The sequence below is a fragment of the uncultured Brevundimonas sp. genome, assembly GCF_963977465.1.
In the GTDB taxonomy this organism is placed as follows: Bacteria; Pseudomonadota; Alphaproteobacteria; order Caulobacterales; family Caulobacteraceae; genus Brevundimonas.
The window spans coordinates 356478-382620 of record NZ_CAXBOQ010000005.1 but is presented as its reverse complement, the minus strand read 5'-3'; the positions used below and the strand labels follow the sequence as shown (position 1 = coordinate 382620).

25 protein-coding genes are annotated in these 26143 nt (G+C 66.8%); 12 read left to right on the top strand and 13 right to left on the bottom strand.

Going from position 1 to position 26143, the window contains the following annotated elements; genetic code table 11:
* Positions 1–697: outer membrane beta-barrel protein (locus AAC067_RS12970; protein ID WP_339933173.1), on the bottom strand; the 697-nt coding region annotated here is incomplete at its 3' end.
* A gap of 199 nt (positions 698–896) precedes the next feature.
* On the opposite strand from AAC067_RS12970, the gene AAC067_RS12965 reads away from it, so the two are divergent.
* Together AAC067_RS12965 and AAC067_RS12960 are read left to right on the top strand one after the other, a co-directional pair.
* Positions 897–1802: an SDR family NAD(P)-dependent oxidoreductase gene (locus AAC067_RS12965; RefSeq protein ID WP_339933171.1), complete on the top strand. Its 906-nt coding sequence runs from the start codon at positions 897–899 to the stop codon at positions 1800–1802.
* A 33-nt stretch (positions 1803–1835) separates the two neighbouring features.
* Positions 1836–3038, top strand: a complete 1203-nt coding sequence (locus tag AAC067_RS12960; protein ID WP_339933169.1) for an acetyl-CoA C-acyltransferase — start codon at positions 1836–1838, stop codon at positions 3036–3038.
* Positions 3039–3050: 12 nt separating this feature from the next.
* On the opposite strand, the gene AAC067_RS12955 is transcribed toward AAC067_RS12960, so the two are convergent.
* From AAC067_RS12955 to otsB, 3 genes are read right to left on the bottom strand one after another with little or no spacing between them, the layout of a single operon-like run.
* Positions 3051–4484, bottom strand: a complete 1434-nt coding sequence (locus AAC067_RS12955) for a trehalose-6-phosphate synthase (protein ID WP_339933209.1) — start codon at positions 4482–4484, stop codon at positions 3051–3053.
* Positions 4481–6265: a glycoside hydrolase family 15 protein gene (locus AAC067_RS12950; RefSeq protein ID WP_339933167.1), complete on the bottom strand. Its 1785-nt coding sequence runs from the start codon at positions 6263–6265 to the stop codon at positions 4481–4483. The genes AAC067_RS12955 and AAC067_RS12950 overlap by 4 nt, the downstream gene beginning before the upstream one ends.
* The gene (otsB, locus tag AAC067_RS12945) at positions 6262–7053 is read right to left on the bottom strand and encodes a trehalose-phosphatase (protein ID WP_339933165.1); all 792 of its coding nucleotides are present in this window, start codon (positions 7051–7053) and stop codon (positions 6262–6264) included. The genes AAC067_RS12950 and otsB overlap by 4 nt, the downstream gene beginning before the upstream one ends.
* 129 nt (positions 7054–7182) lie before the next feature.
* Between otsB and AAC067_RS12940 the strand changes: the two genes are divergently transcribed.
* The 5 genes from AAC067_RS12940 (at position 7183) to AAC067_RS12920 (ending at position 12597) form a co-directional block, all read left to right on the top strand.
* On the top strand, positions 7183–8178 hold the full coding sequence (locus AAC067_RS12940) for a KpsF/GutQ family sugar-phosphate isomerase (RefSeq protein WP_339933163.1): 996 nt from the start codon (positions 7183–7185) through the stop codon (positions 8176–8178).
* Between the two features lie 32 nt (positions 8179–8210).
* Positions 8211–9509, top strand: coding sequence for a glycosyltransferase family 1 protein (locus tag AAC067_RS12935; protein ID WP_339933161.1), 1299 nt, complete (start codon positions 8211–8213; stop codon positions 9507–9509).
* A complete protein-coding gene (locus AAC067_RS12930) occupies positions 9509–10747 on the top strand; it encodes a glycosyltransferase family 1 protein (protein ID WP_339933159.1) in 1239 nt (412 codons plus the stop codon). Before AAC067_RS12935 ends, AAC067_RS12930 begins: the two co-directional genes overlap by 1 nt.
* A gap of 64 nt (positions 10748–10811) precedes the next feature.
* Positions 10812–11960: a polysaccharide biosynthesis/export family protein gene (locus AAC067_RS12925; protein ID WP_339933157.1), complete on the top strand. Its 1149-nt coding sequence runs from the start codon at positions 10812–10814 to the stop codon at positions 11958–11960.
* Position 11961: 1 nt separating this feature from the next.
* On the top strand, positions 11962–12597 hold the full coding sequence (locus AAC067_RS12920) for a hypothetical protein (RefSeq protein WP_339933155.1): 636 nt from the start codon (positions 11962–11964) through the stop codon (positions 12595–12597).
* Here the strand turns inward: AAC067_RS12920 and AAC067_RS12915 are convergent.
* From AAC067_RS12915 to rpmH, 5 genes are read right to left on the bottom strand one after another with little or no spacing between them, the layout of a single operon-like run.
* The gene (locus AAC067_RS12915) at positions 12512–13510 is read right to left on the bottom strand and encodes an LLM class flavin-dependent oxidoreductase (RefSeq protein WP_339933153.1); all 999 of its coding nucleotides are present in this window, start codon (positions 13508–13510) and stop codon (positions 12512–12514) included. The two genes, AAC067_RS12920 and AAC067_RS12915, sit on opposite strands and share 86 nt — an antisense overlap.
* 38 nt (positions 13511–13548) lie before the next feature.
* On the bottom strand, positions 13549–14190 hold the full coding sequence (yihA, locus tag AAC067_RS12910; RefSeq protein ID WP_339933151.1) for a ribosome biogenesis GTP-binding protein YihA/YsxC: 642 nt from the start codon (positions 14188–14190) through the stop codon (positions 13549–13551).
* Complete coding sequence (yidC, locus tag AAC067_RS12905) at positions 14187–15989, bottom strand: membrane protein insertase YidC (RefSeq protein ID WP_339933149.1); 1803 nt, start codon at positions 15987–15989, stop codon at positions 14187–14189. Before yidC ends, yihA begins: the two co-directional genes overlap by 4 nt.
* A gap of 5 nt (positions 15990–15994) precedes the next feature.
* Complete coding sequence (gene rnpA, locus AAC067_RS12900) at positions 15995–16396, bottom strand: ribonuclease P protein component (RefSeq protein WP_339933147.1); 402 nt, start codon at positions 16394–16396, stop codon at positions 15995–15997.
* A gap of 37 nt (positions 16397–16433) precedes the next feature.
* Positions 16434–16568: a 50S ribosomal protein L34 gene (gene rpmH, locus AAC067_RS12895; RefSeq protein WP_003164000.1), complete on the bottom strand. Its 135-nt coding sequence runs from the start codon at positions 16566–16568 to the stop codon at positions 16434–16436.
* 127 nt (positions 16569–16695) lie between these two features.
* Between rpmH and AAC067_RS12890 the strand changes: the two genes are divergently transcribed.
* From AAC067_RS12890 to AAC067_RS12870, 5 genes are all read left to right on the top strand, one after another.
* Positions 16696–17442, top strand: coding sequence for a TVP38/TMEM64 family protein (locus AAC067_RS12890; RefSeq protein WP_339933145.1), 747 nt, complete (start codon positions 16696–16698; stop codon positions 17440–17442).
* Positions 17439–18950: a HAMP domain-containing sensor histidine kinase gene (locus AAC067_RS12885; RefSeq protein ID WP_339933142.1), complete on the top strand. Its 1512-nt coding sequence runs from the start codon at positions 17439–17441 to the stop codon at positions 18948–18950. The genes AAC067_RS12890 and AAC067_RS12885 overlap by 4 nt, the downstream gene beginning before the upstream one ends.
* Positions 18951–19050: 100 nt before the next feature.
* The gene (locus AAC067_RS12880) at positions 19051–19515 is read left to right on the top strand and encodes a cell wall hydrolase (RefSeq protein WP_339933140.1); all 465 of its coding nucleotides are present in this window, start codon (positions 19051–19053) and stop codon (positions 19513–19515) included.
* 108 nt (positions 19516–19623) lie between these two features.
* Positions 19624–20385, top strand: a complete 762-nt coding sequence (locus tag AAC067_RS12875) for a cytochrome b/b6 domain-containing protein (protein ID WP_339933138.1) — start codon at positions 19624–19626, stop codon at positions 20383–20385.
* Positions 20382–21137 (top strand): molybdopterin-binding protein, encoded by a 756-nt coding sequence (locus AAC067_RS12870; protein ID WP_339933136.1) that lies wholly within the window; start codon positions 20382–20384, stop codon positions 21135–21137. The genes AAC067_RS12875 and AAC067_RS12870 overlap by 4 nt, the downstream gene beginning before the upstream one ends.
* A gap of 18 nt (positions 21138–21155) precedes the next feature.
* Here the strand turns inward: AAC067_RS12870 and AAC067_RS12865 are convergent, their stop codons facing one another.
* The 4 genes from AAC067_RS12865 to AAC067_RS12850 all read right to left on the bottom strand — a co-directional run bounded on the left by AAC067_RS12865 (position 21156) and on the right by AAC067_RS12850 (position 26089).
* Positions 21156–22199, bottom strand: a complete 1044-nt coding sequence (locus AAC067_RS12865; RefSeq protein WP_339933134.1) for a ribonucleotide-diphosphate reductase subunit beta — start codon at positions 22197–22199, stop codon at positions 21156–21158.
* 218 nt (positions 22200–22417) lie between these two features.
* Entirely contained in the window at positions 22418–22972 is a 555-nt protein-coding gene (locus AAC067_RS12860) for a hypothetical protein (protein ID WP_339933132.1), read from the bottom strand.
* Positions 22973–23116: 144 nt separating this feature from the next.
* Complete coding sequence (locus tag AAC067_RS12855; RefSeq protein ID WP_339933130.1) at positions 23117–25246, bottom strand: response regulator; 2130 nt, start codon at positions 25244–25246, stop codon at positions 23117–23119.
* 75 nt (positions 25247–25321) lie between these two features.
* Positions 25322–26089, bottom strand: coding sequence for a phosphatase PAP2 family protein (locus AAC067_RS12850; protein ID WP_339933128.1), 768 nt, complete (start codon positions 26087–26089; stop codon positions 25322–25324).
* Positions 26090–26143: the final 54 nt, after the last annotated feature.

Here is a 26143-nt window from a genome sequence, read left to right as displayed (position 1 = left end):
AGGCACCGAACGCATAGCGCAGACCCAGGGTCACCGAGTGATCGGTGTAGCGACCGCCGTATTCTGTCGTCGTCACCGGTGCGCTGGTGGTAGCATCGAACGCCATGTTCGAGACGAGGTAGCGGTAGGTCAGGTCGACGTGACCGCGGTCACCGAAGGCCCAGGCCACACCGGCCAAGGCTTGGGCGGCCAGTTCGGTCGAGGCGTCGTCGGCGGTGATGCCACGGGCGCGATTGGTGGCGAATGTCCCGCCAAAGCGGGTATCAACGCGGTTGACACCGGCACCGATGCCGACGAACGGCCGAAGGGCCGAGCTGGCGGAACCGAAGTCATAGATGGTGTTGACCATCAGGGTGACCGCTTCGATGTCGCCGTCCGGTGCGTTACACGCGCCGATCGCCGGCGTCGTGTTACAAACAAAGGCTGCTCCCGAGGTGGCGTTGGTTACTTCGCCCAGCGGACCCTTGCGCATGCCGCCCTCGAGCTCGACGCGCCAGTTCTGGTCGAACCGGTAGCCGAGACGGGCAAAGCCTGCCCAGTCATCTTCGACGGAGAAATCAACGTTCTGGTCAGTTTCAACGTCGGCGGAGTGCCAGCCGGCGTCAATCGCACCGTACCAGCCGTTCGGCTCAGCCGCCGCAGCACCGGCGGCGAAAAGCCCCGCTACCGCAACGCTTGCCAGGAGTTTCAGCTTCATTGTGTCCTCACAAAAAAATTTAGATGCCCGAATGCCTACGCTTACTACGTGGCGATCCCATCACCGAACGGGATTATACCCTAGCGGTTCCCCATTGCGACCATCAATGTGGCGACTGTGGCGCCATTTCAACACAAATGCCGGTTTTCCGGCTAGAAACGCCTGCTAGGAGAGTCCGGAACTCCATGGAGAAATACAAATGACGATGCGTTTCGACGGCCGAGTGGCGATCGTGACCGGGGCCGGCGGCGGTCTGGGGCGATCGCATGCCCTGGCCCTGGCCGCCCGGGGCGCACGGGTCGTCGTCAATGATCTGGGCGGGGCACGGGACGGATCGGGCGGTTCCAGCAGCGCTGCCGACTCGGTCGTGGCCGAAATCATGGCTCTTGGTGGCGAGGCCATGGCCAACGCCGCCTCGGTGACCGACGCTGCAGCCGTCCAGACGATGGTCGAGGCGACGATGGCCCGCTGGGGGCGGATCGATATCCTGGTCAACAACGCCGGCGTCCTGCGCGACAAGACCTTCGCCAAGATGGATCTGGACGATTTCCGCTTCGTCATGGACGTCCATCTGATGGGGGCGGTCCACTGCACCAAGGCGGTCTGGGACATCATGCGCGACGCCAACTATGGCCGCGTCGTCATGACCACCTCATCCTCCGGCCTGTACGGCAATTTCGGGCAGTCGAATTATGGCGCGGCTAAGATGGCGCTGGTCGGGCTGATGCAGACCCTGTCGATTGAGGGGGCCAGGAACGACATCCGGGTCAACTGCCTCGCCCCCACAGCCCATACTCGAATGACCGAGGATCTCGGGGCCAGACTGCCGCTGGAACTGCTGGAGCCGGAAATGGTCACCCCCGGGCTTCTGAATCTGGTCAGCGATGACGCTCCAAGCCGTTGCATCCTCGCTGCCGGGGCCGGAGGCTTCGAGCGGGCCTATATCACCCTGACCCAGGGGGCATGGATCGCCGGCCAGGATGCGCCGGAACAGGTCGCGGCCCGTTTCAAGGAGATCTCCGACCGCAGCGGCGAGATCGTGCCCGAAATGGGCGCCGCACAGGGCATGATCGAGTTGTCGAAAGCGCAAGCCGTACATAAGTAGGTTCTGAAACAAAACGCTCTCGGAGAATCCACCATGCGCGAAGCCGTCATCGTCTCCACCGCCCGCACCCCGATCGGTCGGGCCTATCGCGGGGCCTTCAACGACACCCAGGCCCAGCAGCTGGGGGCCCATGCCGTACGTCATGCCGTGGCGCGCTCGGGCGTCGATCCCGCCGAAATCGAGGACGTGGTCATGGGCGCGGCGCTGCAACAGGGCTCGACCGGCACCAATGTCGCCCGTCAGGTGGCGCTGGCGGCGGGTTTGCCGGTGACCACGGCGGGCATGAGCCTGGACCGCCAGTGCGCCTCGGGCCTGATGGCCATCGCCACGGCGGCCAAACAGGTCACCCACGACGGCCAGATCGTGGCGGTCGGGGGTGGGCTTGAGTCGATCTCACTGGTCCAGAACCAGCACATGAACCTGTACCGGATGAAGGACGAAGCGCTGCTGAAGCTTCAGCCGCACGTCTATATGTCGATGCTGGAGACGGCCGAGGTCGTCTCGGCCCGCTATGGGATCAGTCGCGAGGCCCAGGACGAATACGCCCTGCAATCCCAGCAGCGCACGGCCGCGGCCCAGGCCGCCGGTCACCTGAATGCCGAGATCGTGCCGATGACCACGATCATGCAGGTCATGGACAAGGCCACCGGCCAGGCGTCGGCGAAGGAAGTCACCATAGCCATGGACGAGGGCAACCGGCCCGAGACCACCCTGGAAGGCCTGTCGTCACTGAAGCCGGTGTTCGGCGGCGGCGAGGAGATCAAACAGGGTCTGTACATCACCGCCGGCAACGCCTCGCAGCTGTCGGACGGGGCCTCGGCCTCGGTGCTGATGGAGGCGAAGGAGGCGGAACGTCGCGGCCTGACCCCGCTCGGAGCCTATCGCGGCATGGCCGTCGCCGGCTGCGCGCCGGATGAAATGGGCATCGGCCCGGTGTTCGCGGTCCCCCGACTGCTGGAGCGCCACGGCCTGACGGTCGACGATATCGGCATCTGGGAATTGAACGAGGCCTTCGCGACCCAGGTCATCTACTGCCGCGACCGGCTGGGCATTCCCAATGACCGGATGAATGTGTCGGGCGGTGCCATCTCGATCGGCCACCCCTACGGCATGTCGGGGGCCCGGATGACCGGCCACGTCCTGATCGAAGGCAAGCGGCGCGGGGCCAAATACGGCGTCGTCACCATGTGCATCGGCGGCGGCATGGGTGCAGCCGGCCTGTTCGAGATCTATTGAGGGTGCCGTCGCTCAGGCGTTGAGGCCGTCGGTATGGGGGGGCGTCCGCCCCCCCATACCATCCCGACCGATCTCGACACTGCGCAGGGCACAAACATAGTCGTCGCGCCAGATACTCACGTCCGTATCGCGCACCACCTGCATCAGGGACTCCCATTTCCGCTTCCGTTCTTCCAGCGGCATGGTCAGGGCGCGCTGGATGGCGTCGGACAGTTCCTCGCGGCTGAACGGATTGACGATCAGGGCTTCACCCATATCCGCCGCCGCCCCGGCAAAGCGCGACAGGATCAGCACGCCGGGATCATCGGGATTCTGGGCACAGACGTATTCCTTGGCCACCAGATTCATCCCGTCCCGCAGCGGAGTCACCAGGCCGACGCGGGCCGCCCGATAGATGCCGGCCAGCTGGTCCCGGCGGTAGGTACGGTTGAGATAACGGATCGGCTGCCAGTCCATCTCGGCATAGGCCCCGTTGATACGGCCAGCCAGGGAATCGAGACGTCCACGAATATCCTGATAGGTGTCAACGTCGTCGCGGGAAATGGGCGTGATCTGCAGCAGCAGGACCTCGGACCGCATGTCGGGATTGTCCTCGAGAAACTGCTCATAGCCCAGCAGCCGCTCCTCCAGCCCCTTGGAATAGTCGAGCCGATCCACGCCGACGATCAACGAGCGAAAGGCGGTCGAGGACAGCATGCGATCATAGGTCCGGACACCCAGCGGCGATTTGCAGGCCTCCAGGAAGCCCTCGACGTCAATGCCAATCGGGAAGACCCCGCCCTGTAGCCGCCGTCCGAAGGCCTCCATGCCGTCGTTGCCGGTCAGGGTGCCTCCGACTTCCGCCGCAACATAGTCCCGAAACAGATCCAGCCATTCGCGCGTGTGAAAGCCGATCAGGTCGTAGTCGAACATCGACTCCACCAGCCGGCGGTGATGCGGCAGGGTCACCAGCAACTGCCGCACCGGCCACGGCGTATGCAGGAAAAAACCGATCCGGTTCTTCACGCCCAGCCGACGCAGGTCCCGGGCTAGCGGGATCAGATGATAGTCATGGACCCAGATGATGTCGTCAGGCTCGATCAGTGGGGCCAGAACCTCGGCGAACCGCTGGTTCACCCGCTCATAGCCCTCACCGTAGCTTCGCTCATAGGCGGTCAGATCGACCCGGTGATGGAACAGGGGCCACAGCGTCTTGTTGGCATAGCCATTGTAATATTCGTCGACGTCCTGGGCCTCGAGGTCGACCAGGCCGACGCTGACCCCGGCGCGATCCTCGACCTTCAGTTCACCAGTGAAAGTGTCGACCGTCTCACCGGACCAGCCGAACCACAGGCCGTGGTATTTCCTCAGAGCCGCAGACAGGGCCATGGCCAGTCCCCCGACGGAACCGGCGGCGGCGTCAGTCGGGGCCGAGACCCGGTTGGAGACGACGATCAACCGGCTCATCGGACGTCCGTCCACGAACGGCTCAGCAGCACCGCGCAATTGATGATGCCGACGAGCGAATAGGTTTGCGGGTAGTTGCCCCACAACTCATCGCTGCCCAGGGCGATGTCTTCGGACAACAGGCCGGCGTGAGTGCGCCGGCTCAGCATCTGTTCGAAAATCTCGCGCGCCTCGGCCGTGCGACCATTGAGGTGAAGGGCCTCGATGAACCAGAAGGTGCAGAAGTTGAACGCCGTCTCGGGCTCGCCGAAGTCGTCGGGCTCCACGTAGCGAAACAGATAGGGGCCCTTCTTCAGGTCCCGTTCGATGGCGTTGAAGGTCGCCACCTGGCGCGGATCCATCGGATCGAGAAAGCCGAGGTCGACCAGCTGCAGCAGGCTGGCGTCCAGTTCCTTACCGCCGAAACTGGCTCCGAAGCGCCCCTCCTCGGGGACAAACGCCTCGGCCTCGATCCGCGCGCGGATCGTGTCGGCCCGCTGGGCCCAGACCTTGGCGCGGTCTTCCAGCGCCAGAACGCGCGCGGCCTTGGCCAGCCGGTCGCAGGCCGCCCAGCACATGACCGACGAATAGGTATGCACCCGGGCGATGGTGCGAAACTCCCACAGGCCCGCGTCCGGTTGATCGTACAGGGCGAAGGCACGGTCGCCGACCGCCTCCAGCGCGCAAAAATCCTCAATCGACCCCGGTCGGATCAGGCGTTGATCATAGAAGGACTGAACCAGCGGCAGAACGATCTGGCCGTAGACGTCGTGCTGCAGATGCTCGTGCGCCTGATTGCCGACCCGGACCGGCTTCATGCCGCGATAGCCTTCGACGCTATCGACGATCCGCTCGCCCAGCCCGGCCTCCAGACCGACGCCATAGACCGGCTGGACATGGCCGCCGGCGGAGTTGTCAACGAGATTGCGCAGGTAGACGAGATAGTTCTCGAGAATGTCGACCGCACCCAGCCGGTTCAGCGCCCGGACCGTATAATAGGCGTCGCGGATCCAGCAGTAGCGGTAATCCCAGTTGCGCCCGCTCTCGGGAAACTCCGGAACCGAGGTGGTCATGGCCGCGACGATGGCCCCGGTCTCTTCATAGGCACAGAGCTTGAGGGTGATCGCCGCGCGGATCACCGCGTCCTGATAGTCGAGCGGGATGTAGAGGGTGCGTACCCAGTCCTTCCAGTAGACGACCGTGCGATCCAGCGTCGCCGCCACGCCGGGCCCGACTTCCTGGTCGTAGCCTTCGTCGGGACCGAGGAAGAAGGCCAGCGGGGTCTCCAGACGGAAGATCCGTTCCTCAAGAATGTGCGACACCGGGCAGTCCGTCGTCAGCCGCAGGGTCACGTCGGTGCAGTGATAGCGGATGTGGTTGGAGCCGGACGTAACCTCGGCACGACGCGCACCCCAATCGGCGGATGGGCGAAGTCGGACGGAGATTCGCGGCGCACCCACGAGCGGGCGGACTATCCGCCCGAAGGCGACGGGTCGATAGGTGCGGTGATGCTTGTGATGCCGGGGCGCGAAATCGATGATCTCGACCGCCGCTCCGTCCGCGGCGGTCAGCACGGTCCTAAGCACCGGCGTGTTCTTGATGTAGGCCTGCTCGACACTTTTCAGATCGGCGAGACACACTTCCCAGAAGCCATGGTCGGGATCGTCACCGTCCATCAGGGCCGAAAAGACCGGATCACCGTCCACGCGGGGCGCGCAGGCCCAGACAAAGCGACCGCACCGGTCGATCAGGGCGCTGACAGAACAGTTGCCGATCGGGGCCAGATCTAGGGATTGTTTCATTCCGGGTCCACGCTCAGCGAGTCCAGCCAGTCGAGCACTGCCGCCACGTCCTTCAGGCCAAAACGCGCTGCCGTCGGCCTGGGCGGGCCAACCAGCACGCCGAAACCGCCCAGGGCCGTGGCAGCCTCGAAGCCGTGCTCGTCGGTCAGGTCGTCGCCGACCATCACCGGCGTCGCCCCCTGGAACGGGGCTTCGGCCATGAAGGCTGTCAGGGCGGTACCCTTGTCGGTGCCGGGGGTCTTCAGCTCGGCCACCAGATTGCCGAACTGGAGCGAAAGGCCGGTGTCCTCGGCCAGGCGTCCGGCCAGGTCCCGGGCCGCACCGGCCTGATCCTGCGCGCCGCGGAAATGGAGCCCGGCCGATACGACCTTGTCCTCAACGATCATGCCGGGACGATCCGCGGCGAAGTCATGAAAGGCCGCGATCGCCGTCCGGACCGCCGGCGCGGCGTCACCCACGACAAGTGTGCCGTCGTCGCTGCGCCGTTCCAGACCATGGACGCCGGACGCCGAACGCACCGCGTCCTCACTGATCCGGTCGACCTCGGCCAGGGTGCGTCCACTGATGATGGCGACCCGTCCGTCGAGACGCTCGAGCACGGCCCGAAGGACCGCCGTGCGACGCGGGTCCGGCACAACGGCCTCAGGGGTGGGCGCGAGCGGGGCCAGCACGCCATCAAGGTCAAGGAACAGGGCGGGTCGAGACAGGCGCGCGGGCGGCGGCGGCAGGGGCCGCGCCAGCGTGGTTCGATCAGGCAGCGGTGCCGCCTGCGGGTCTTGTCCGGACATCCCCATAGGCCGAGGGTAACGCCACAGGCGGCGAAAGGTTGAGGCTTTTGTGAATTTCTGCGCGGCCCGACACCGACTGACTGACCGCGCGGCATTGTGAAAGGGAGCCGGATGCGGCAATTCCGGGCCATGACTGTCGCCAATACGCCCTCCTCGCCAGCCGAAGCTGCCGCCATGCTAACCCGGGCACACGAGGTCATCCGACTCAATATCGCGGCGTTGCAGGCCCTTGACGGGGCCATGGACGATAGTCTGGGCCGGGCCTGCGACATCATCCTGGGGCGCCCCGGCTATCTGGTGGTCACCGGGATGGGCAAGTCGGGGCACATCGGCGGCAAGCTCGCGGCGACGCTGGCCTCCACGGGCACCAATGCCTTCTTCGTCCACCCGGCGGAAATGAGCCACGGCGACCTCGGCATGCTGCGCCACGATACGACCCTGCTGGCCATCTCCAACTCAGGCGAGAGCCGGGAACTGCGGGATCCGCTGATCTTCTGCCAGCGTGAAGGGATTCCGGTGATCGGCATGACCCAGCGGCCGACCAGCTTCCTCGGCCGCAACTCGGCCGTCTGCCTGACCATGCCGAAGGTGGCCGAGGCCTGTCCCAACAATCTGGCACCGACGACCTCGACCCTGATGACCCTGGCGCTCGGCGATGCCCTGGCCATGGTGCTGATGGACCGACGCGGCTTCAGTGCCGAGGCCTTCGGTCTGCATCACCCCGGCGGCAAGCTGGGCATGAGCCTGCAGAGCGTCGGGGACTGGATGGGGGACCGTCCGGCCCCGCCGGCGACCGTGCCGCTCGACGCTCCCTTCAGTGAAGTTGTCTCGGCCATTACCGAAGGGCGCAAGGGCGCTGTTGCGGTGGTCGGTCCCGACGGCACCCTGGCGGGCATCATCACCGACGGCGACGTGCGCCGGGCCTTTACCCGGGACATTGCCGCCCTGGTCGCGGCGGACATCATGAGCCCCAACCCCAAGGTGGTCGGACCCGCGGCACGGATGAGCGATGTGGTAGACCTGATCGTCCAGAACAAGATTTCCAACCTGTTCGTGACCGTGCAGGACCGCCCGGTCGCCATCGTCCATATCGCTGAACTCATGCAGGCCGGTTACGTCTCCTGAGGAGACGAAGCCCGCGACGGAAGCCTTCCTCCATGCCCACGGTCTGTATTGACGGCTTCAACCTCGCCCTGCCCAAGGGCTCCGGCATCGCCACCTACGGGCGCAATCTGCTGTCGAACCTTAACGCCATCGGCATGGAAACCCAGGTTCTCTACGGGCCCCATGCCAACATCAGCAAACGCCCGATCCTGAACGAGATCGCCCTGACCGATGCCTATACGCCCGATGGAAACCGGGTTCGGCAGATGGTCGAGTCCGCGACCGCCCGGTTCGGGCGCACCGCCCACGCCGTGCCGGTGACCGACGACATTATCTGGCCCGCCCGCGGTGGCGGACGCCCGCCGGCTGCGGCCTTCTGGAGCGCGCCCCGGCTTTTTCATACTGCCAATCGGGCTTTCAGGAGCCACCAGACCTTCACGCCCGTCACCTTCGCCGGGCACCCACAGGTCTCGCGCCCCGACGTCGTGCATTGGACCACCGTCCTGCCCGTACATGCCCGAGGGGCCGCCAATGTGTACACGATCCACGACATGATCCCGCTGCGGCTGCCGCACACGACGCTGGACAACAAGCGCCAGTTCCTGGGGGTCTGCCGCGGCCTCGCCCGCAAGGCCGATCATATCGCCGTGGTCTCCGAGGCGACCCGCCGCGACGTCATCCAACTGCTGGGCGTGGCCGAGGAGCGGGTCACCACCACCTGGCAGTCGGTCTCCATTCCGGAACGCCTGCGCGCCGCGAGCGACGAGGCCGTGGCCACAGAGCTCGAAGGCGTCTTCAAGCTGGGCTGGAAGGGCTATTTCCTCTTTTTCGGCGCCATCGAGCCCAAGAAGAACCTGGCCCGCATCGTTGAGGCGTACCTGGCCTCGGGGTCCGAGCTGCCGCTGGTGGTGGTCGGCGGGCGGGCCTGGCTGGATGAGGAGGAAACGGCGCTGATGCATCAGGCGCGCCGGGACAAGAAGGTCCGGAAGAAGCGGATCAAACTCTATGACTATCTGCCGTTTTCGATGCTGGTCAGCCTGATCCGCGGGGCCCGGGCGACGGTGTTCCCGTCCCTCTATGAGGGCTTCGGCCTGCCGGTGCTGGAATCGATGCTGCTGGGTACGCCGGTGATAACCTCGACGGCCGCCTCCCTGCCGGAAGTCGCCGGCGACGCCGCCATCCTCGTCGACCCCTATGACGTCGCCGCCCTGGCCCGGGAAATCCGCCGTCTGGGATCCGACGACGATCTGGCCGCCGAACTCTCGGCGCGCGGGCCGCTGCAGGCCGCCAAATTCAGTCCCGAGGTCTGTCAGGCCCGGCTGGTCGACCTGTACGCTCGGCTCGGGGTGTGATGAAGCCCGTTGTCCTGTTTGACGCCGGCCGCCTGCTTGACCGGAGCGCCCGCGACGCCCCGACCGGGGTCGACCGGGTGTGCCTCGCCTACGCCGAATGGCTGGCGGCACGGCGGGACATCCGGGTGGTCCCGGTCGCGACGGTGCGCAACCGCCTGCGCGCTGTCGACGCAACGCATTACCGGCGAGAAATTCGGACGGTGCGAAAACGCTGGTCCGGCGACGAACCAGAGACCGCGAATGAACAGGCCCTCGTCCGGGCCCTGACCGGTCAAACGCGGGGACCGTCTATCCTCGATGTCGAGCCGGGCGCGCCGCCCCTGTCGCTTCGCCGCGTCCGGTCTGTCAGTCAGGCCCTGACATCCCGCCCGCTGCCGCCGCCGTCTCCCGGCCAGGCCTATATCAGCGTCGGCCATACCGCCCTGAACACCCCCGCCATCCTCGCCGACCTGGCCCGCCGGGGCGTGTCGTCGACAATCATGATCCACGATCTGATCCCCATCACCCACCCGGAGTTCTGCCGGCCCGGCGACCGGGCCCGCCACCATCGCCGGGTGAGCTACGCCCTGCGTCATGCCGACCGGATCATCGTCAACTCTGAATATACGGCCGATCAGCTTCGGGCCTTCGCCGACAGGGAGGCGCTGAGCACGCCGCCGGTAAAGGCCATCCCCCTGGGCCTGGAACCGGTCTTCCTGACACGCGGAACCTTGCCCTCGCCGGCCCCCTATTTCGTCCATGTCGGTACGATCGAGGCGCGCAAGAACCTGGCCTTCCTGCTGACCCTGTGGCGGCGGTTGCAGGAGCGCATGGGCCCCCGCACGCCCGGGCTGGTTCTGGTCGGACGCTACGGCTGGGAGAATGAGGCCGTGCTGGATCACCTGCAGCGCTCACCCAACCTGCAGGGTCTGGTGCACCAGTCGGCGGGACTGTCCGACGTTTCGCTCGCGCGGCTGATGCGGGGGGCCCGCGCCGTGGTCGCCCCCTCCTCGGTCGAGGGCTTTGACCTGCCTGCGGTTGAGGCCATGGCCATGGGCGTGCCGCTGATCGCGTCCGACATTCCGGTTCACCGGGAACTGGTCTCCGGAGCCCGGCTGGTCGATCCCCTGGATGGTCTCGGCTGGCTGTCGGCCCTGCAGGCCGCCACCGACTCGCCGCCTGTCGCCCCGGCCTATGCGCCGCCCACCTGGGCCACGCATTTCGATCAGGTCGCCGCCTTCATCGGCCTGCCTGTCTGAGCGGACTGGCTCCCGGCCGGAAACCCCGGTAGTCAGAAGGGGACCGCCGAGGTTTCGAGGCCCCATGACGCGACCCCTGTTCACGCTGCTGATCCTGATGGCCCTGGCGGGGTGTTCGACCCTGCCCGCGGACGGTCCATCGGCCCGGGCCCTCGACGCCGGTTCCACCGGAGCCGATGTCGCCGGCGGCTATGCCGTGGTCGACCTCGACTATACCACCGTCGAGCGGATCAAGGCCGCCACGCCCGCCAGCGACGCCTCGCTCGCCGCTGCCGCAGGCACGGCTCCGTCCGATGTGATCGCGGTCGGTGACACCCTGTCGATCGCCGTCTTCGAGCCGGGCGGGGCGCTGTTTGGCGGCCGGTCGGCCAGTGGTGCGGCGGCGTCCGGCGGATCGTCCCTGCCGCCGGTCGTGGTCGATCGCAACGGCGCGGCCGGCGTCCCGTTCGCCGGTCCCGTCCAGGTCGCGGGCATGACCGGTCCCCAGGCCGCCGAAGCGGTGCGCCGGGCCCTGATCGGAAAGGTCGGTGCACCCCAGGTGGTGGTCTCGATCGCCGCCAGCCCGTCCAATGCCGTCACCGTTCTGGGCGAGGTCCGCAATCCGGGCCGCGCCCCGCTCGCGGTCGGGGCCGATCGAATTCTGGACGTGATCGCCGCCGCCGGCGGCACCGCCCGTCCGGTTGAGGATATCGAGGTCGCTGTCCAGCGCGACGGCCTGACCTTCACCGCCCCCCTGTCGACCGTGACCTCGACCTTCGGCGAGAATGTGCGACTGGCGCGCGGCGACCAGATCAACCTGCGCTACCGGCCGCGCCGCTACTCGGCGTTCGGGGCCCTGGGCACGGTCAGCCAGATCGACATGGGGGCCGGTCCCCTCACCCTTGGGGCCGCCCTGAGCCGGGCCGGTGGGCTGGACACCAATACCGCCGACGCCCGCTCGGTTCTGGTGTTCCGCTTTGAACGGCCGGAAGTGGCCGCGGCCCTGGGGCTGGTGCAGCCGGCCACCGTGCGCGGCGTGCCTGTGGTCTACCGGCTGAACCTGGCCGATCCGGCGGGGGTGTTCACCGCCGGGAATTTCCCCATCCAGCCGGACGACATGCTGTATGCGCCGCGCTCAGGCGCTGCCGAGGCGCGGAAATTCTTCGACTTCGTCCAGAGCATCACCCGCGTCATCTATGACGTCTCGGTCACCAGCGCCCTATCGGTGAACTGAGATGAAGCCGAACCTCGTAACACGCCTGCGCCAGAAATGGACCCGGATCCGTCGCTCCGGCTGGCGTGGACTGGTCATGCCCCTCGCTACAGAGACCGCTGCCGATCAGGCCGAGGAACCGGCGGATACCGGGCCGCGACGGCCGCAGCGGCCGCCGATTGACGGACGCCTCGACGATCGACTGTCCGGGATCGAACAGGCGGCCCTCGCCCTCTATCACAAGCACGGTCTGCCGGTGCAGGCCGGCGACTACCGGCGCGGGCCCCGCGGCAAGCGCTGGACCTTCATCGGCGACGCCCTGAGTCCCGAGGAGCGCTGGGCCGCGATTGTCGAGCACCCGCCGGAAAAGGGCTGGCGTCATGCCCGGCTGGAAGACATCGGTGGCTATGAGACATTGCCGGCCCTGGCCGAGGCCTCGCGCCTGCTGGTGCGGTGCCGCTACCTGCGGGGCCGACTGTACGGGCTGTTGCCCGGAGACCCCGCCCAGGACCTGCTGGCAGCCATTGATCTGGGGGCCGCCTGGAAGACTGCGATCCCCGACCCGGCCCCCGTCAAGCCGAAGCGGGCAACGCCCACGCCTCGGCCAGCAAAGCGAGCGACCGCCGCCGCGCCTCGTGGTCCCAGATCTGGCTCGTAACCATCAGCTCGTCCGCGCCGGTCTTGTCGACAAACGCCTCAATGCGCGCCCGAACCGTGGCCGGAGACCCGACGGCCGAGCAGGCCAGCGCCTGATCGATCATCGCCCGCTCTGACCCTGACAGCCGGTCACCATAGCCGTCGACCGGCGGCGGCAGCTTGCCGGGGCGGCCGCTGCGCAGATTGACGAAGGCCTGCTGCAGCGAGGTGAACAGATGTGTCGCCTCCTCGTCCGTTTCGGCCGCGAAGACATTGTAGCCCAGCATCACATAGGGCTCGGCCAGCCGCTCTGACGGCCGAAAGTCGTCACGATAGACCTGCAGGGCGCGCATCATCTCGCCCGGCGCGAAATGGCTGGCGAAGGCGTAGGGCAGGCCCAGATGGGCTGCCAGCCGGGCCCCGTAGGTCGAGGACCCGAGGATCCAGATCGGCACATCCTGACCCTCGCCGGGATTGGCGATGATGCGCTGGTCAGACTGGGCCGGGGCAAACCAGTGAATCAGCTCCATCACGTCCTGCGGAAAGGCGTCGACGTCGCCGGACAGGGTGCGGCGCAGGGCCTGGGCCGTGGCCTGGTCGGAACCGGGCGCGCGCCCCAGCCCCAGATCGATGCGGCCGGGGTGCAGGGCGGCGAGGGTGCCGAACTGTTCGGCAATGACCAGCGGGGCGTGGTTGGGCAGCATCACGCCGCCGGCCCCGACCCGGATCGTACGGGTCGCCGCCGCCACTGCGCCAATCAGGACAGAGGTCGCCGCGCTGGCGATGCCGGGCATGTTGTGGTGTTCGGCCAGCCAGTAGCGTCGATAGCCGAGCGTGTCGGCATGGCGGGCCAGGTCAAGCGTATTGGCCAGGGCACGAGAGACATCCGCGCCCTGGGGCACCGGGGCGAGATCGAGAATGGAAAGCGGGATCATCCCGCCCATATGGGAGGCAAGGCCGCCCGGGCCAATGGCTAGGGGGCGATGCCGGTCGTGCGCATGATCTCGGCGCGCAGCTCGGCCATGCCGTCACCCTTCTCCGCCGAGGTAACGATCACCGTCGGGAAGGCCGCCGGACGTTTGGAAATGGCCTTAAGCGTCGCCGCCTGGACAACCTCGGCCTCGCCCTTCTTCAGCTTGTCAGCCTTGGTCAGGATGATCTGGTAGCTGACCGCGGCCAGATCGAGCGCTTCCAGAGCCTCGTCGTCGACCTTCTTCAGGCCGTGGCGGCTGTCGATCAGCAGATAGACCCGCTTCAGGGTGACGCGGCCGCGCAGATAGTCGCGACCCAGGTCCTGGAACTTTCGCACCGTCGTTTTCGACGCCTTGGCCCAGCCGTAACCCGGCAGGTCGACCAGCCGGGTCTTGCCGTCGAGGTCGAAGAAATTGACCTCGCGCGTGCGCCCCGGCTCGTTCGAGGCACGGGCCAATTTGTGCATGCCGACCAGCCCGTTGATCAGGCTGGACTTGCCCACGTTGGAGCGCCCGGCGAAGGCGACCTCGGGCAGGTCCGGTTCTGGCAGTTGCTCGATCTTGGCCGCGCCCATGACGAAGGTCGCGGGCCGCGCGAACAGGATCCGCGCGGCCTCCAGCTCCTCGGGGGTGAAATCGGTCACGCCGTCTTCTTGAAGCGGGCGATGAAGGTGTCGATCGGATTCTCGGCCTTGAAGCGGTGCATGATGAACCACTGCTGCAGGATCGAGAGGATGTTGTTCCAGGCCCAGTAGACCAGCAGGCCCGCAGGGAAGGTGGCCATGATGAAGGTGAACACCAGCGGCATGAAGGCAAAGATCTTGCGCTGCACCGGGTCGGGTGCGGGCGGGTTCATCGCCATCTGCAGCCACATGGTCAGGCCGTAGAAGATCGGCAGGATGCCGAGGGCGAAATTGGTGCCGAGAATGGTGCCGACCAGCGGCAGCGAGGTCGGGTCCCACGGGATCAGGCCGTACAGGGTCCACAGGGTCGAGGGATCCGGGGCCGACAGGTCGCGCAGCCAGCCGAAGAAGGGCGCATGCCGCATCTCGATGGTCACGTACAGCACCTTGTACAGGGCATAGAAGACCGGAATCTGGACCAGGATGGGCAGACAGCCCGCCAGCGGATTGATCTTCTCGCGCTGATAGAGCGCCATCGTTTCCTTTTGCTGCGCAGCCGGATCGTCCGGATTCTTCTTCTTGATCTCCTCCATCAGCGGCTGGAGTTTGCGCATCTTGGACAGGCTCTCGTAGGACTTGTTGGCCAACGGGAACATGATCAGCTTGACGACAAAGGTCAGGGCCAGAATGGCGAGGCCGAAATTGCCCAGAACCCCGAAGAAGAACTCCACGACCATGAAGATCGGGCGGGTCAGGAACCAGAACATCCCCCAGTCGATCGCATAGACGAAACGCGGCAGGTTCAGTTCGTCCTGATAGCCCGTCAGGATTTCGTTGCGTTTGACCCCGGCGAACAGCCTCTGGGTTTCGGTGATCTGGCGGCCGGGCGCGATGGTGCGCGCCGCGCCCAACATGTTGACCTCGTGAATATCGGCACCGCCGCCGCTGCGCACACGGAACTCGGCCTCGATCTTCTCGGACTGATCGGGGATCATCGCCGCCAGCCAGTATTTGTCGGTGATGCCGAGCCAGCCGCCGGTCGAGGTGTGCTGAACCCGTTCCTTCTTGGCCCAGTCCTTGTATTTCAACTGCTGGGTCGAGAATTTTCCATCTTCAGCGCCGAAGGTGCCGATGGCCCCTTCGTGCAGGATCATCTGGCGGCCGACGTGGTCCGGAACGCCCTGGCGCTCGACCCGGCCGAACGGCGCGATGGTGATGGCCTGGGTGCCGAAATTGGCGACCGTATCGGTGACGGTGAACAGATACTGCGGATCGATGGCAATCACGCGGGTGAAGCGCAGGCCTTGGCCGTTGTCCCAGGTCAGGGTGACCGGAGTCGTCGGCGTCAGCACCGAGCCGTCAGTCAATCGCCACGGCGTACGCGGACCGGGCACGCCACCCGGGACGTTGGGGCCGTTCCAGGCGAACAGGGCCGAATAGCTGTGCTCCATGCCCTGGGGGCGGAACAGCTCGACCGGCGGGGAGTCCGCCGCCAGCGTCTCGCGATAGTCGATCAGGAACAGGTCATCGATGCGACCGCCTTCCAGCGACAGCGAGCCCTTCAGCGTCGGCGTCTGGATCGGCACCCGCGCCCCTGTGCCGAGCGCGGCACTGCGGTCGGTCACGAACACCGCGGCGGTGGGGCTGGCGGCCAAAGCCACGCCGTCGGCAGACGTTCCGGTGGTCTGTTCCGTCGCCTGCTGCTGAGCCGCCTGACGGCGCTCGGCCTGCGGCTTCATCACGAATTCACTGTAGCCGAGCAGGAAGATCATCGCGATCACGACGAAGATGATCGTGTTCCTGCTGTTGTCATTCTGCATGGAGTTCAGCGGTCCTGGCCGGAAGGGTCGCGGGCGGGTGGAATGGCGCCAGGCGCCGGCCGCGGGGTCGCGAGCCTTGTAAGCGCCGATTTCACATCGTCAAGCAAACGGTCCCATGAACGGCCTGCCGTACCCATCCGGGCGATGAAGACATAGTCGCTTCCGGCACGCCCGATAAGGGGAACCATAGCCCGTGCGGCTTCGCGCAGGCGGCGTTTGGCACGGTTGCGCACGACGGCACCACCGACCTTGCGCGTGGCGGTAAAACCGACACGCACCATGGTGTCACCGTCATGACGGTCGAGTCGCTGGATAACCACCGCGCCACGGGCTTCCGAAACGCCTCTCGCGGCCGCCAGAAACTGGGGCCGCGAGGTCAGGCGCTCGATGTTGAGATCATCTGTCATGCGTCCACCGGGACGCGAGGCACAAAAGCCCGACGACTTAGGCCGTCAGGCGCTTGCGGCCCTTGGCGCGACGCCGCGCAACAATCTTCTGTCCGTTCTTGGTGGCCATCCGCGAACGGAAGCCGTGACGGCGCTTGCGCACGAGTCGCGACGGCTGATAGGTCCGCTTCACGGTCGGCTCCGGGGTCTAAAGGTTTGCACGGCTAACGAATAAGGAACGTCACCGCAGGAGGGCGGGCGTATAAGGCGCATGACCGCAGGTGTCAACGCAGACCCGGCACAGGAAGGCATTCTGAGGCATGGCGAAACGATCAGCTAGAGAGTGGGCAATCCGCCTCCTGCCGCTGATGGCCATCGCCGGCCTGGCGGTCGCCTTCTTCAGCCTGGGCTGGAACCGCTACCTGTCGATGGACATGATCCGCGAGCATGGTCTGGGCCTGCAGGCCTATGCTCAGGAGCATTACTGGCTGGCGCTCGTCGCCTTCATCGCCGTCTATGCGACAGCCACGGCCTCGACCATCCCCGGACCGGTGTTCCTGACCTTGCTGGGCGGCATGATGTTCGGCCCGTGGGTCGGGGCCCTGGCCCAGGCCACAGGGGCCACCATCGGCTCGGTCGTCATCTATCTGGTCTATCGCACCGCCATCGGCACCTGGCTGAGAGCGAAATTCGCCGCCGACGCGGGTTTCATGGATCGTCTGGCCAAGGGGGTGGACCGTAATGCCTTCGTCACCCTGTTCACCCTGCGGGTCATCCCCAGCGTGCCCTTCGTGCTGATCAACGCCGCCGCCGGCATGATCGCCGCCCCGCTGCGCCCCTATATCCTCGCCACCTTTTTCGGCCTGCTGCCCTCGACCTTCATCTACACCTCGATCGGCGCGGGTCTGGGTGAGATGATTCAGGCGGGAGAACATGTCGATCTGTCCCTGCTGGTGTCGCGCTTCTTCTGGCCGCTGATGGGGGTGGTCTTCCTGTCGCTGCTGCTGCCGCTGGGCCTCAAACTGGGTAAGGTCTGGCGGGACCGTGGCCAGGAGACCCCCGCATGACCCCGCCGAGCCCGGCCACGACCGGCACCCCTCCAGCCGCAAGGACGGTCACAGACGGCGCGCCGGCGTCCCGCGCGCCCTTGCGTCTGCGCCTGCCCGAGAATTGGGTTCAGCGCCTGCGCGGACGGCTGCATGTCCCGGCCCCGGACGGCCTGTCGTGGCGACTGCTGCTGCTGACCGTCGGCTTCACCCTGGCGGTCGGGGCGCTGATCATCGCCCCCAGCGCCGCCTCCTTCCATGAGCGCTGGCTGCTGGACCGGCTGCAGTCGGCCGAGCTGGCCTCGGTCGGGGTCGAGGCCCTGCCCTATTCTGCCGTCGAGGACGCCACGGCTGAACAACTGCTGACGATCGGCGGGGTCCAGGCCGTGGTGGTCGGCGACCAGGGCGTGCGTCGCCTGCTGCTGCAGGCCCCCAATCTGCCGCGCACCCCCGATGTGATCGACCTGAGACAGCGCAATGTCGGGGCCTGGCTACTGGATCCGTGGCGCACCCTCGCCGGTCACCCGGATCGGTCCATCCGGGTGCAGGCCCGGCCGCGCTATCGTTCCGGCGACTTCATCGAGGTGCTGGCCCCGGCCCAGCCGCTGAAGCTGGAACTGCGGGCCTTCCTGCTCAACAGCTTGCTGGTGTCGCTGCTGATCTCGGCCGTGGCCGGTGGCCTGCTGTATGCGGCGCTGGCCTTTCTGGTGCTGCAGCCGCTGCGACGGGTGACCCGCTCGATCGAGCATTTCGCCACCAATCCCGAAACCGAGGGCCAGCCCCCCAGTACCCGGCATGACGAGATCGGCCGGGTCGAGCGCGAACTGGCGCGCATGCAGGAAGAAGTCCGGCTGTCGCTGCGCTCACGCGCCCGGCTGGTCGCGCTGGGTCAGGCCGTGGCCAAGATCAACCACGACCTGCGCAACATGCTGACCTCGGCCCAGATCGCGTCCGAGCGGCTGGCGGGCTCGCCCGACCCCCAGGTGGCCCGGGTCCTGCCGCGGTTGGAGCGGGCGCTCGGACGGGCGGCGGCGCTGGCCCGCAATGTGCTGGAGTACGGGCGCAGCGAGGAGCCCCTGCCCCAACGCACGCCCATCGCCCTGGCTGCTGCCGTCAAGGCCGCAGCCGAAGATGCGGGCCTCGAGGCCGACGGGGTGCGGCTGGTCCGGTCGATCCCGGCCCGCTACAGCATCAATGCCGATGCCGACCAGCTGCATCGCATCCTCGTCAATCTGATGCGCAACGCCCGGCAGGCGATCGAGGCCTCCGGCCGTCAGAAGGGCGTGATCCGGGTCTCGGCGACCGGCGAAGGCGGGTCCTGCCGGGTGCGGGTCAGCGATGACGGGCCGGGCATCAATGCGCGCATGGCGGGCCGACTGTTTGATCCCTTCGTCAGCGGGGGCGGCGCGGACGGCACGGGACTGGGTCTGACCATTTCCCGCGAGCTGGCCGCCAACCACGGCGGGGATCTGCGTCTGGTCGACACCGGACCCGGCGGCACCACCTTCGAGCTGAAACTGCCGGAGTGATGGCTCCAAACCGCGGATCGGGCGTTGTTGTAGCGAGTCGCCGCGAAACGGCCCCGCTTGGCCGCCACGATCGGCAGCACGCGCCGAGGAGAACAGACTGATGATTCGTCCGACCCTGAGAACCGCCGCAGGCCTGGCCGGCGGCCTGATCCTGATCGCCGGAGCCGCACAGGCTCTGACCCAGACGCCGCCGCCAGCGCCGGAGACCGCGGCCGAGGCGGCCCGCCTTCAGGCCCGGGGCGAAACCTATCACCGGGCCCCCGATAGCGAACAGGATCCGGACGAGCTGGCGGCGACCGCCGACCTGAACGCGAAGATCGCCGCCCACAATGAGGCGGTTGCCCGGCAAGAGGCCACCGACACCGCCGCCCATGCGGAGGCCGAGGCCCGCTACCGCACGGAAGCCGCCACGGCCGCCACGCTACAGGCCAACTACGAAGCCGAGCAGAGAACCGCCACCGCCGCGCGGGCCGAGTATGACCGGGCCCGGGCGACCTGGGAGGCAATGATCCGGGCCTGCGAGGCCAGCGGCCGGCGCGACTGTCGGGCCAACGCCCCGAACTGAGCCCCCCTCACCGCTTGCACGCGAGAGTCGCGCATGGGAGCGTGGACGACATAGCGGGGATTTCAGCATGGTCGGCATCTCCATCGGCAATGATCCGGCAGCACGCTCGTGAGCCCGGCCCGGCCTGACCGCGCCCTGTCCGACGGACGCATCGCGGTCTGGCGACATCCGACGACTGTGCGGATCGGCCACTGGATCAACGTCGCCGCAGTCATCGTGCTGATCATGAGCGGGCTGAACATCCTGGCCGCCCATCCGCACCTGTACTGGGGCCTGCGCTCGACCTTCGCCGATCCCTGGATCAACACCCCGGCGGTCCCGAACTGGCTGCTGCTCCCCCAGGGTCGCAATCTAGCGGGGGCGCGGCACTGGCATTTCCTGTTCGCCTGGGTCTTCGTGCTGAACGGTCTGGCCTATCTGGCCTGGGGCGTGGTCAGCGGTCGCTTCCGGCGACGCCTGTGGCCCACTCGAACCGATCTGGGGGGGCTTTGGGCCTCGGTAAAGGAACACGCCCGCTTCCACTTCCCCAAGGACGAGGAAGCCCGCGCCTATAATGTCATTCAGAAGCTGACCTATCTGGCCATGGTGTTGATCGTCCTGCCGATGATGCTGATCACGGGACTGAGCATGTCGCCGGGCTTCAACGCCATCGGCGGCGTGCTGCTGGACATCATGGGCGGGCGGCAGTCGGCCCGGTCCCTGCATTTCATCTCGGCCGGACTGATCGTCGGCTTCATCATCATCCATGTCGGCCTGGTGATCTGGACCGGCCTGTTCAACAATATGCGGGCGATGATCACCGGCTGGTTCGTGCTTGAGCCGACGGAGAGCGAGATCCCACCGACCGACCCGGACGGAGACCCGTCATGAACCGTCGTCACGGGCTGTTGGGGTTACTGGCGACCGCCGCTGCGGGCCTGACCGCCTGCGGCGAGGCGGGAAACCGGCTGGCGACCCAAGCCGGGCGCATGGCTGAGGGCCTGACCCGACGGGCCCAGCGACTGTTGATCCCGGCCGACGCTCTGGCCCCGACCTATGACCGGGCCGAGATCTCGCCCGACTTCCGGCCCAACGGCTCGATCAGTCCGGCCGCCGCCGACTATGTGGCCCTGCGCGACGGGGCCTTCGCCGCCTACCGGCTGGAGATCGGTGGACTGGTCGAACGGCCCCTGAGCCTGTCTCTGGTCGAGTTACGGGCCCGCCCGGCCCGGACCCAGATCACCAAACACGACTGCGTAGAGGGCTGGACCTCGATCGCCGAATGGACCGGGGTGCGGCTGGAGACCCTGCTGGATGAGGCCGGGCTGAAGCCCGAAGCCCGCTATATCGTCTTCCATTGCTTCGACGCCCTGGACCAGACCGAGGGCGGCGACCGCTATTATGAGAGCATCGACCTGGTCGACGCCCGACATCCGCAGACCCTGCTGGCCTGGGCGATGAACGGTGAGATCCTGCCCATACCCCACGGGGCCCCGCTGCGGCTGCGGGTCGAGCGTCAGCTTGGCTATAAGCATGCCAAATATATCAAACGCATAGAAGCCGTCGCCAGCCTGGACGGCATCGGCGACGGCAAGGGCGGCTATTGGGAAGACCGCGGCTATGAGTGGTTCGCGGCGATCTGAGCGACCGCCGCGCCGGAACTAGCCTTCGACCGGCTCTGTCCGGCGCTGCATCATCGCATCGAAACTGCCCCAGACGCCGTCGGCCCCGTGCCAGGCCCCGGTGGTCGCGCCCTTGGAATATTCGGTGGCGCGGGCCTCGAAGAAATTGGCGTGCTCGACACCGCTGAGCAGGGACTGCAGCCACGGCAGCGGGTTTTCCTTGACCCCGTAGACCTCGGGCAGGTGCAGCTGGCGCAGGCGCCAGTCGGCGATGAAGCGGATATACTGTTTGATGTCCTCGGGGGTCATGCCCTGGACCTCGCCGGCTTCGAAGGCCAGGTCGATGAATTTGTCCTCGAGCGCCACGACCGTTTCGCAGCAACCCACGATGTCGTCAGCCACGGCCTTGGTGACGGCCCCCGTCTCCTTGTTGAAGGCGTGGTACAGTTTGATGATGCCCTCGCAGTGCAGGCTCTCGTCACGCACGGACCAGGACACGATCTGGCCCATCCCCTTCATCTTGTTCTGACGCGGGAAATTCATCAGCATCGCGAAGGATGCGAACAGCTGCAGACCTTCGGTGAAGCCGCCGAACATGGCCAGGGTGCGGGCGATGTCGGCCTCGGTCTCGACGCCGAACTCCTGCATGAAGTCATGCTTGTCGCGCATGGCCTCATATTCCATGAAGGCCCCGAACTCGCTCTCGGGCATGCCGATGGTTTCCAGCAGCAGGGCATAGGCCGCGATATGGATGGTCTCCATATTGGCGAAGGCCGACAGCATCATCTTCACCTCGGTGGGTTTGAAGACGCGGCCGTATTTTTCCATGTAGTTGTCGGCGACCTCGATGTCGGCCTGGGTGAAGAAGCGGAAGATCTGCGTCAGCAGATTGCGCTCCTTGTCGTTCAGATTGACCGCCCAGTCCTTGCAGTCCTCACCCAGCGGAATCTCCTCGGGCATCCAGTGGACCTGCTGCTGCTTCTTCCACATGTCGAAGGCCCACGGATAGCGGAACGGCTTGTAAGCGGCCGAGCGGGTCAGCAGACCGGGTGTGGTGGGCTTGATGATGGCGTGGGCGTTCATCGGTACAGGCTCTGACTGGAAATCCGGAAATCGACCCCTAGCATGCGGGTGGATGGCGGCGGCGCCAAGGGCAAATGCGGCTATGTTGCGATCACTTTTTGCAAAACCGCTAGATATGGTAGGCAGAAGAGAGACTTCCGGGGATAAGCCCGGGACGAAACCGGCCAGCGTCGTGGCAGGGTTTTGCGGAATCGGGGTGCCAACCGTGCCATCCCCCTTCAGGGTTCGTGCGGTGACGGTTCGCTCCCGGGCGGCGGCGCAACGTCCTCACCGAGCCGGCGGAGATAGGCGGCGCGGAGATAGTCTTCTTCCCGGAAGGGCCGCCCGAGGCGATCCGTCTGCTCGCCTGTGCGATCCAGCATCTGGACCAGTCGCATCCAGACCACTGCTTCAGCCGGTCGGCCGAAGGCGGCGGACTCGGCGGCATGGCGGAAGGCGTACCGGCGCAGATCCTTCTGGTCCGGATCGAACAGCAGAAAGAAGGCGTCGTTGGAGGCTGCCGCCTCGACCTCGGCCAGTTCAGGGAATCGTTCGATGGCCTCCTCGCGGGACAGGGTATCCCGGTTCCAGGGCGGCGGGGGTTCGAGCACGACGGGCGACTGATCCACACGACGCCAGCCCTCAGTGGCGGCGCGGCGGCGCAGGGTGCGTTCGGACAGACCGTAACGTTCAGCCACCACGGGGGCGGAGACGCCGGCCAGATAGTCGGCGCGGGCGCGGGTCCACAGGTCCGGTGGCGGCAGCGGGGCGGGGTTTGGAGGATCGCAGGTCATCCCGCGAGTCTAGGCGTGCCGGAAACCAGGGCGGGAAATTAGCCCCTGCCCGGAAAAATGCTGTCGGAAATGAACCGGTTCAGTAGCGCCCATAGGATGGCGTACGGCAAGAATATCGCATTGCGGCACCCGGTCCGGGCCGGATCAGGCCACCGCGGCGGTGTCCGATGTCGGCCCCGAAAGCAGGGTCTCCATCGCCGCATACAGGGCCTGATGCGAGATCGGCTTGGCCAAGTGAGCGTTCATCCCCGCTGCAAGACAGCGCGCGGCGTCGGCGGGCATGGCATCGGCGGTGACCGCCAGGATCGGCGTCCGGGCGACGGCTCCGGGCAACTCCCGGATCAGGCGGGTCGCGGCCAGTCCATCCACACGCGGCATCCGCACATCCATCAGGATCAGATCGAACATCCCGGCCCGGGCCATGTCGACGGCCTCGTCGCCATCGGCGGCCTCGGCCACTTCGCAACCGACCGCAGTCAGCATGAGACGGGCAACCTCGCGATTGGCCGGGTGGTCATCCACCACCAGGACCCGGGGCGTGCGGGACAGGGAGTCCTCACCGCCCGTGAGCGGATCGGTGCCGACATCCAGATCGTTGGCGGCGAGGCCCATCGGCAGACGCAGGGTGAAGGTCGTCCCCTGGCCCGGGCGACTGTCTACGCTGATGTCGCCGCCCATGATGGTGGCATGGCGCTTGACCACGGCCAGGCCGATCCCGGCCCCGACGTGACGGCGGCTGATCGAATCGTCGCCCTGGACGAAGACGTCAAACAGGGCATCGACCCCGGCCAGGTCGAGACCGCAGCCGGTATCCGCGACCGTGATGACCACGTCCTCACCGATCCGGTCGGCGACGACGGACACCGAGCCTTCGTCCGTGAATTTCACGGCATTGCCGATCAGATGATGCAGGGTCTGCCGCAGGCGACAACGATCGCCCATGACCGGCCCGATGGCGGCCGGACGGACATCCAGGGTCAGGGCGATACCCTTTTCCACCGCGGTGGAACGGCTCGTCTCAAGCGCGGTGTCCAGCAGAACCGACAGGGTCAGGGGCTGAAGGTCCAGTGTGTCGTCGCCGCGGGAGACCGCCAGCACATCCTCGACCAGCATCAGCAGGACTTCGCCCGAACGCTGGATCTGGTCGAGTTGATCACGGGCCTCGGGCTCCATCGCGGGACGGCGGGCCAGGACCTCGGCATAGCCGGTGACGCTGTTCAGCGGCGTGCGCATCTCATGGCTCATCAGCGCCAGAAAGCGGGTTTTGACGGCGTCGGCCTCCTCGGCGCGGCGACGGGCCTGCTGGGCGGCCCGGGTCCGCGCCTCCAGCCGGGCGACCAGGCCGCGACGGGCGGACATGACCGTGCTCACCGGCAGGGCGGTCAGCACCACGGCCAGCATGCACAGATAGAAGGCGTTGAGCCGGTGGATGACCAGGGGAACCGCTTCCAGTCCGGGAATCCCGATCACCCGTGTCAGCGCCGCCGGACCATGACCGGTCACTGTGCTGACTCCGCCGATCAAAGCGACGAGCAGCACCGCACACGCCACCCACACCGGCGAGACGCGGAAGGCGACCAGCATCAGGGCGGGAAAGATCAGAAAGACCAGCGGGGCCAGCGACTGAACGAACACACCCGTGGTCACGAGCACCAGCAGGGCCATCAGGCCCAGGGTCTCGCGCCGCGAGGCGGGGGCGGTGTCGCGGAAGCGGTGCGATTTGGCGAGCAGCAGCAGGGCCGGTGTGACGATCAGCAACCCGAGGATTTCCATCGCCGAGTAGCGCACAAGGGTGAACAGATAGAGGGCCGGAGAATAGGATTGCAGCGTGCCGGCTACCGTGACGATGAACAGGGCCGACAGCAGAACGGCCGGGGTCACGGCCAACAGCGCGAAATTGGCCAGTCGGCGCGGACGGCGCAGATCCAGGGCGGCCCCGCCGACCCGGCGGGCGATCAGACCGGCCACACAGACCTGACCCAGATTGAGCACAGCGTTGAGCCAGAGATAGGGCATCGGGTCGCCGCGCACGACATTGGCGAGCAGATTGATGACCAGGCACGCAGCGAGGACGGAGATGGCCTTGCGACGATGGAGTTGCAACAGGGCGGCAAGCATCACGCCGTTGGCGGGCCAGATGACCACGGCCCCGAAGGTTCGGGCGCTCCAGATGCCGATCAGCAGGCAGGCCGTGAACAGGACCACATAGGTCCAGGCGGGCGGACCCGAGGCTTGACCTGCATCATGTCGAAACAGTCGCCAGCGACCGTGCATACGGTCCCTCCCGACCACGTGAACAGCCTTGATCGCACCCATAGGTTAAATTTCAGATGCCACGGTTGCACCGGATCAATCGGGACCGGCGGGCTCCGCTGCCGGAGCCGGCGAATCCTGCAGGGCCGCGTGTCGGGATCGCTGCCGCCGCTCGATCAGGGAGGCCCCCAGCCACAGGCTCATGGCCCAGGCGGCCCCCACGCTCCAGCCGGCCAGAACGTCGGTGGCCCAGTGGGCCGCCAGATAGACGCGAGTCGCACCCACCAGCAGGGCGATCAGCACCGCCGTGCCCAGAACGAAGACCTTGAGGCGACGACGCGGCAGGGTCCGGGCCAGCAGCACGCCGACCGTCAGATAGAAGACCGTCGACAGCAGGGCGTGGCCGGACGGGAAGCTGGCGTTGATCGTCTCGACCGCCTGGAACAGCGCGGGTGGCCGGGCCCGTTCGAACACCCCCTTCAGGCCCTCGCTGAGGACCACGCCGCCGGCGAGACCGAGCATCAGCATCACAGCCGACAACCGCTTGCGCTGGATCAGCAGGAAGGCGACGACGACGGTGGCGAACAGGCCGAGCACGGCGATGCCGCCCAGGGCGGTGATGTCGCCCGCCGCAGCCTGGAGCCACCACGGCCCCCAGGCGTCAGACGGATCGGCATTGGGTCGCATCGCCGCCAGCACGGCCTGGTCGAAGGCCTGACCGCCGACCTCACCGGTCTCGTCGGCCAGGCCGGCGAAGGCCCATATCCCCAGGGCGACGATCAGCAGGCCACTGAGCAGGGCCAGTTCGGTCCGGGCCAGATGCAGGAGCCGGGACAGAATTCCCGGGGCGGTCGTGCGGGTCATCGGCTGCTAACGGCCAAGCTGTCCGCCCGTTCCGCCGAACTCGACATCACGCCT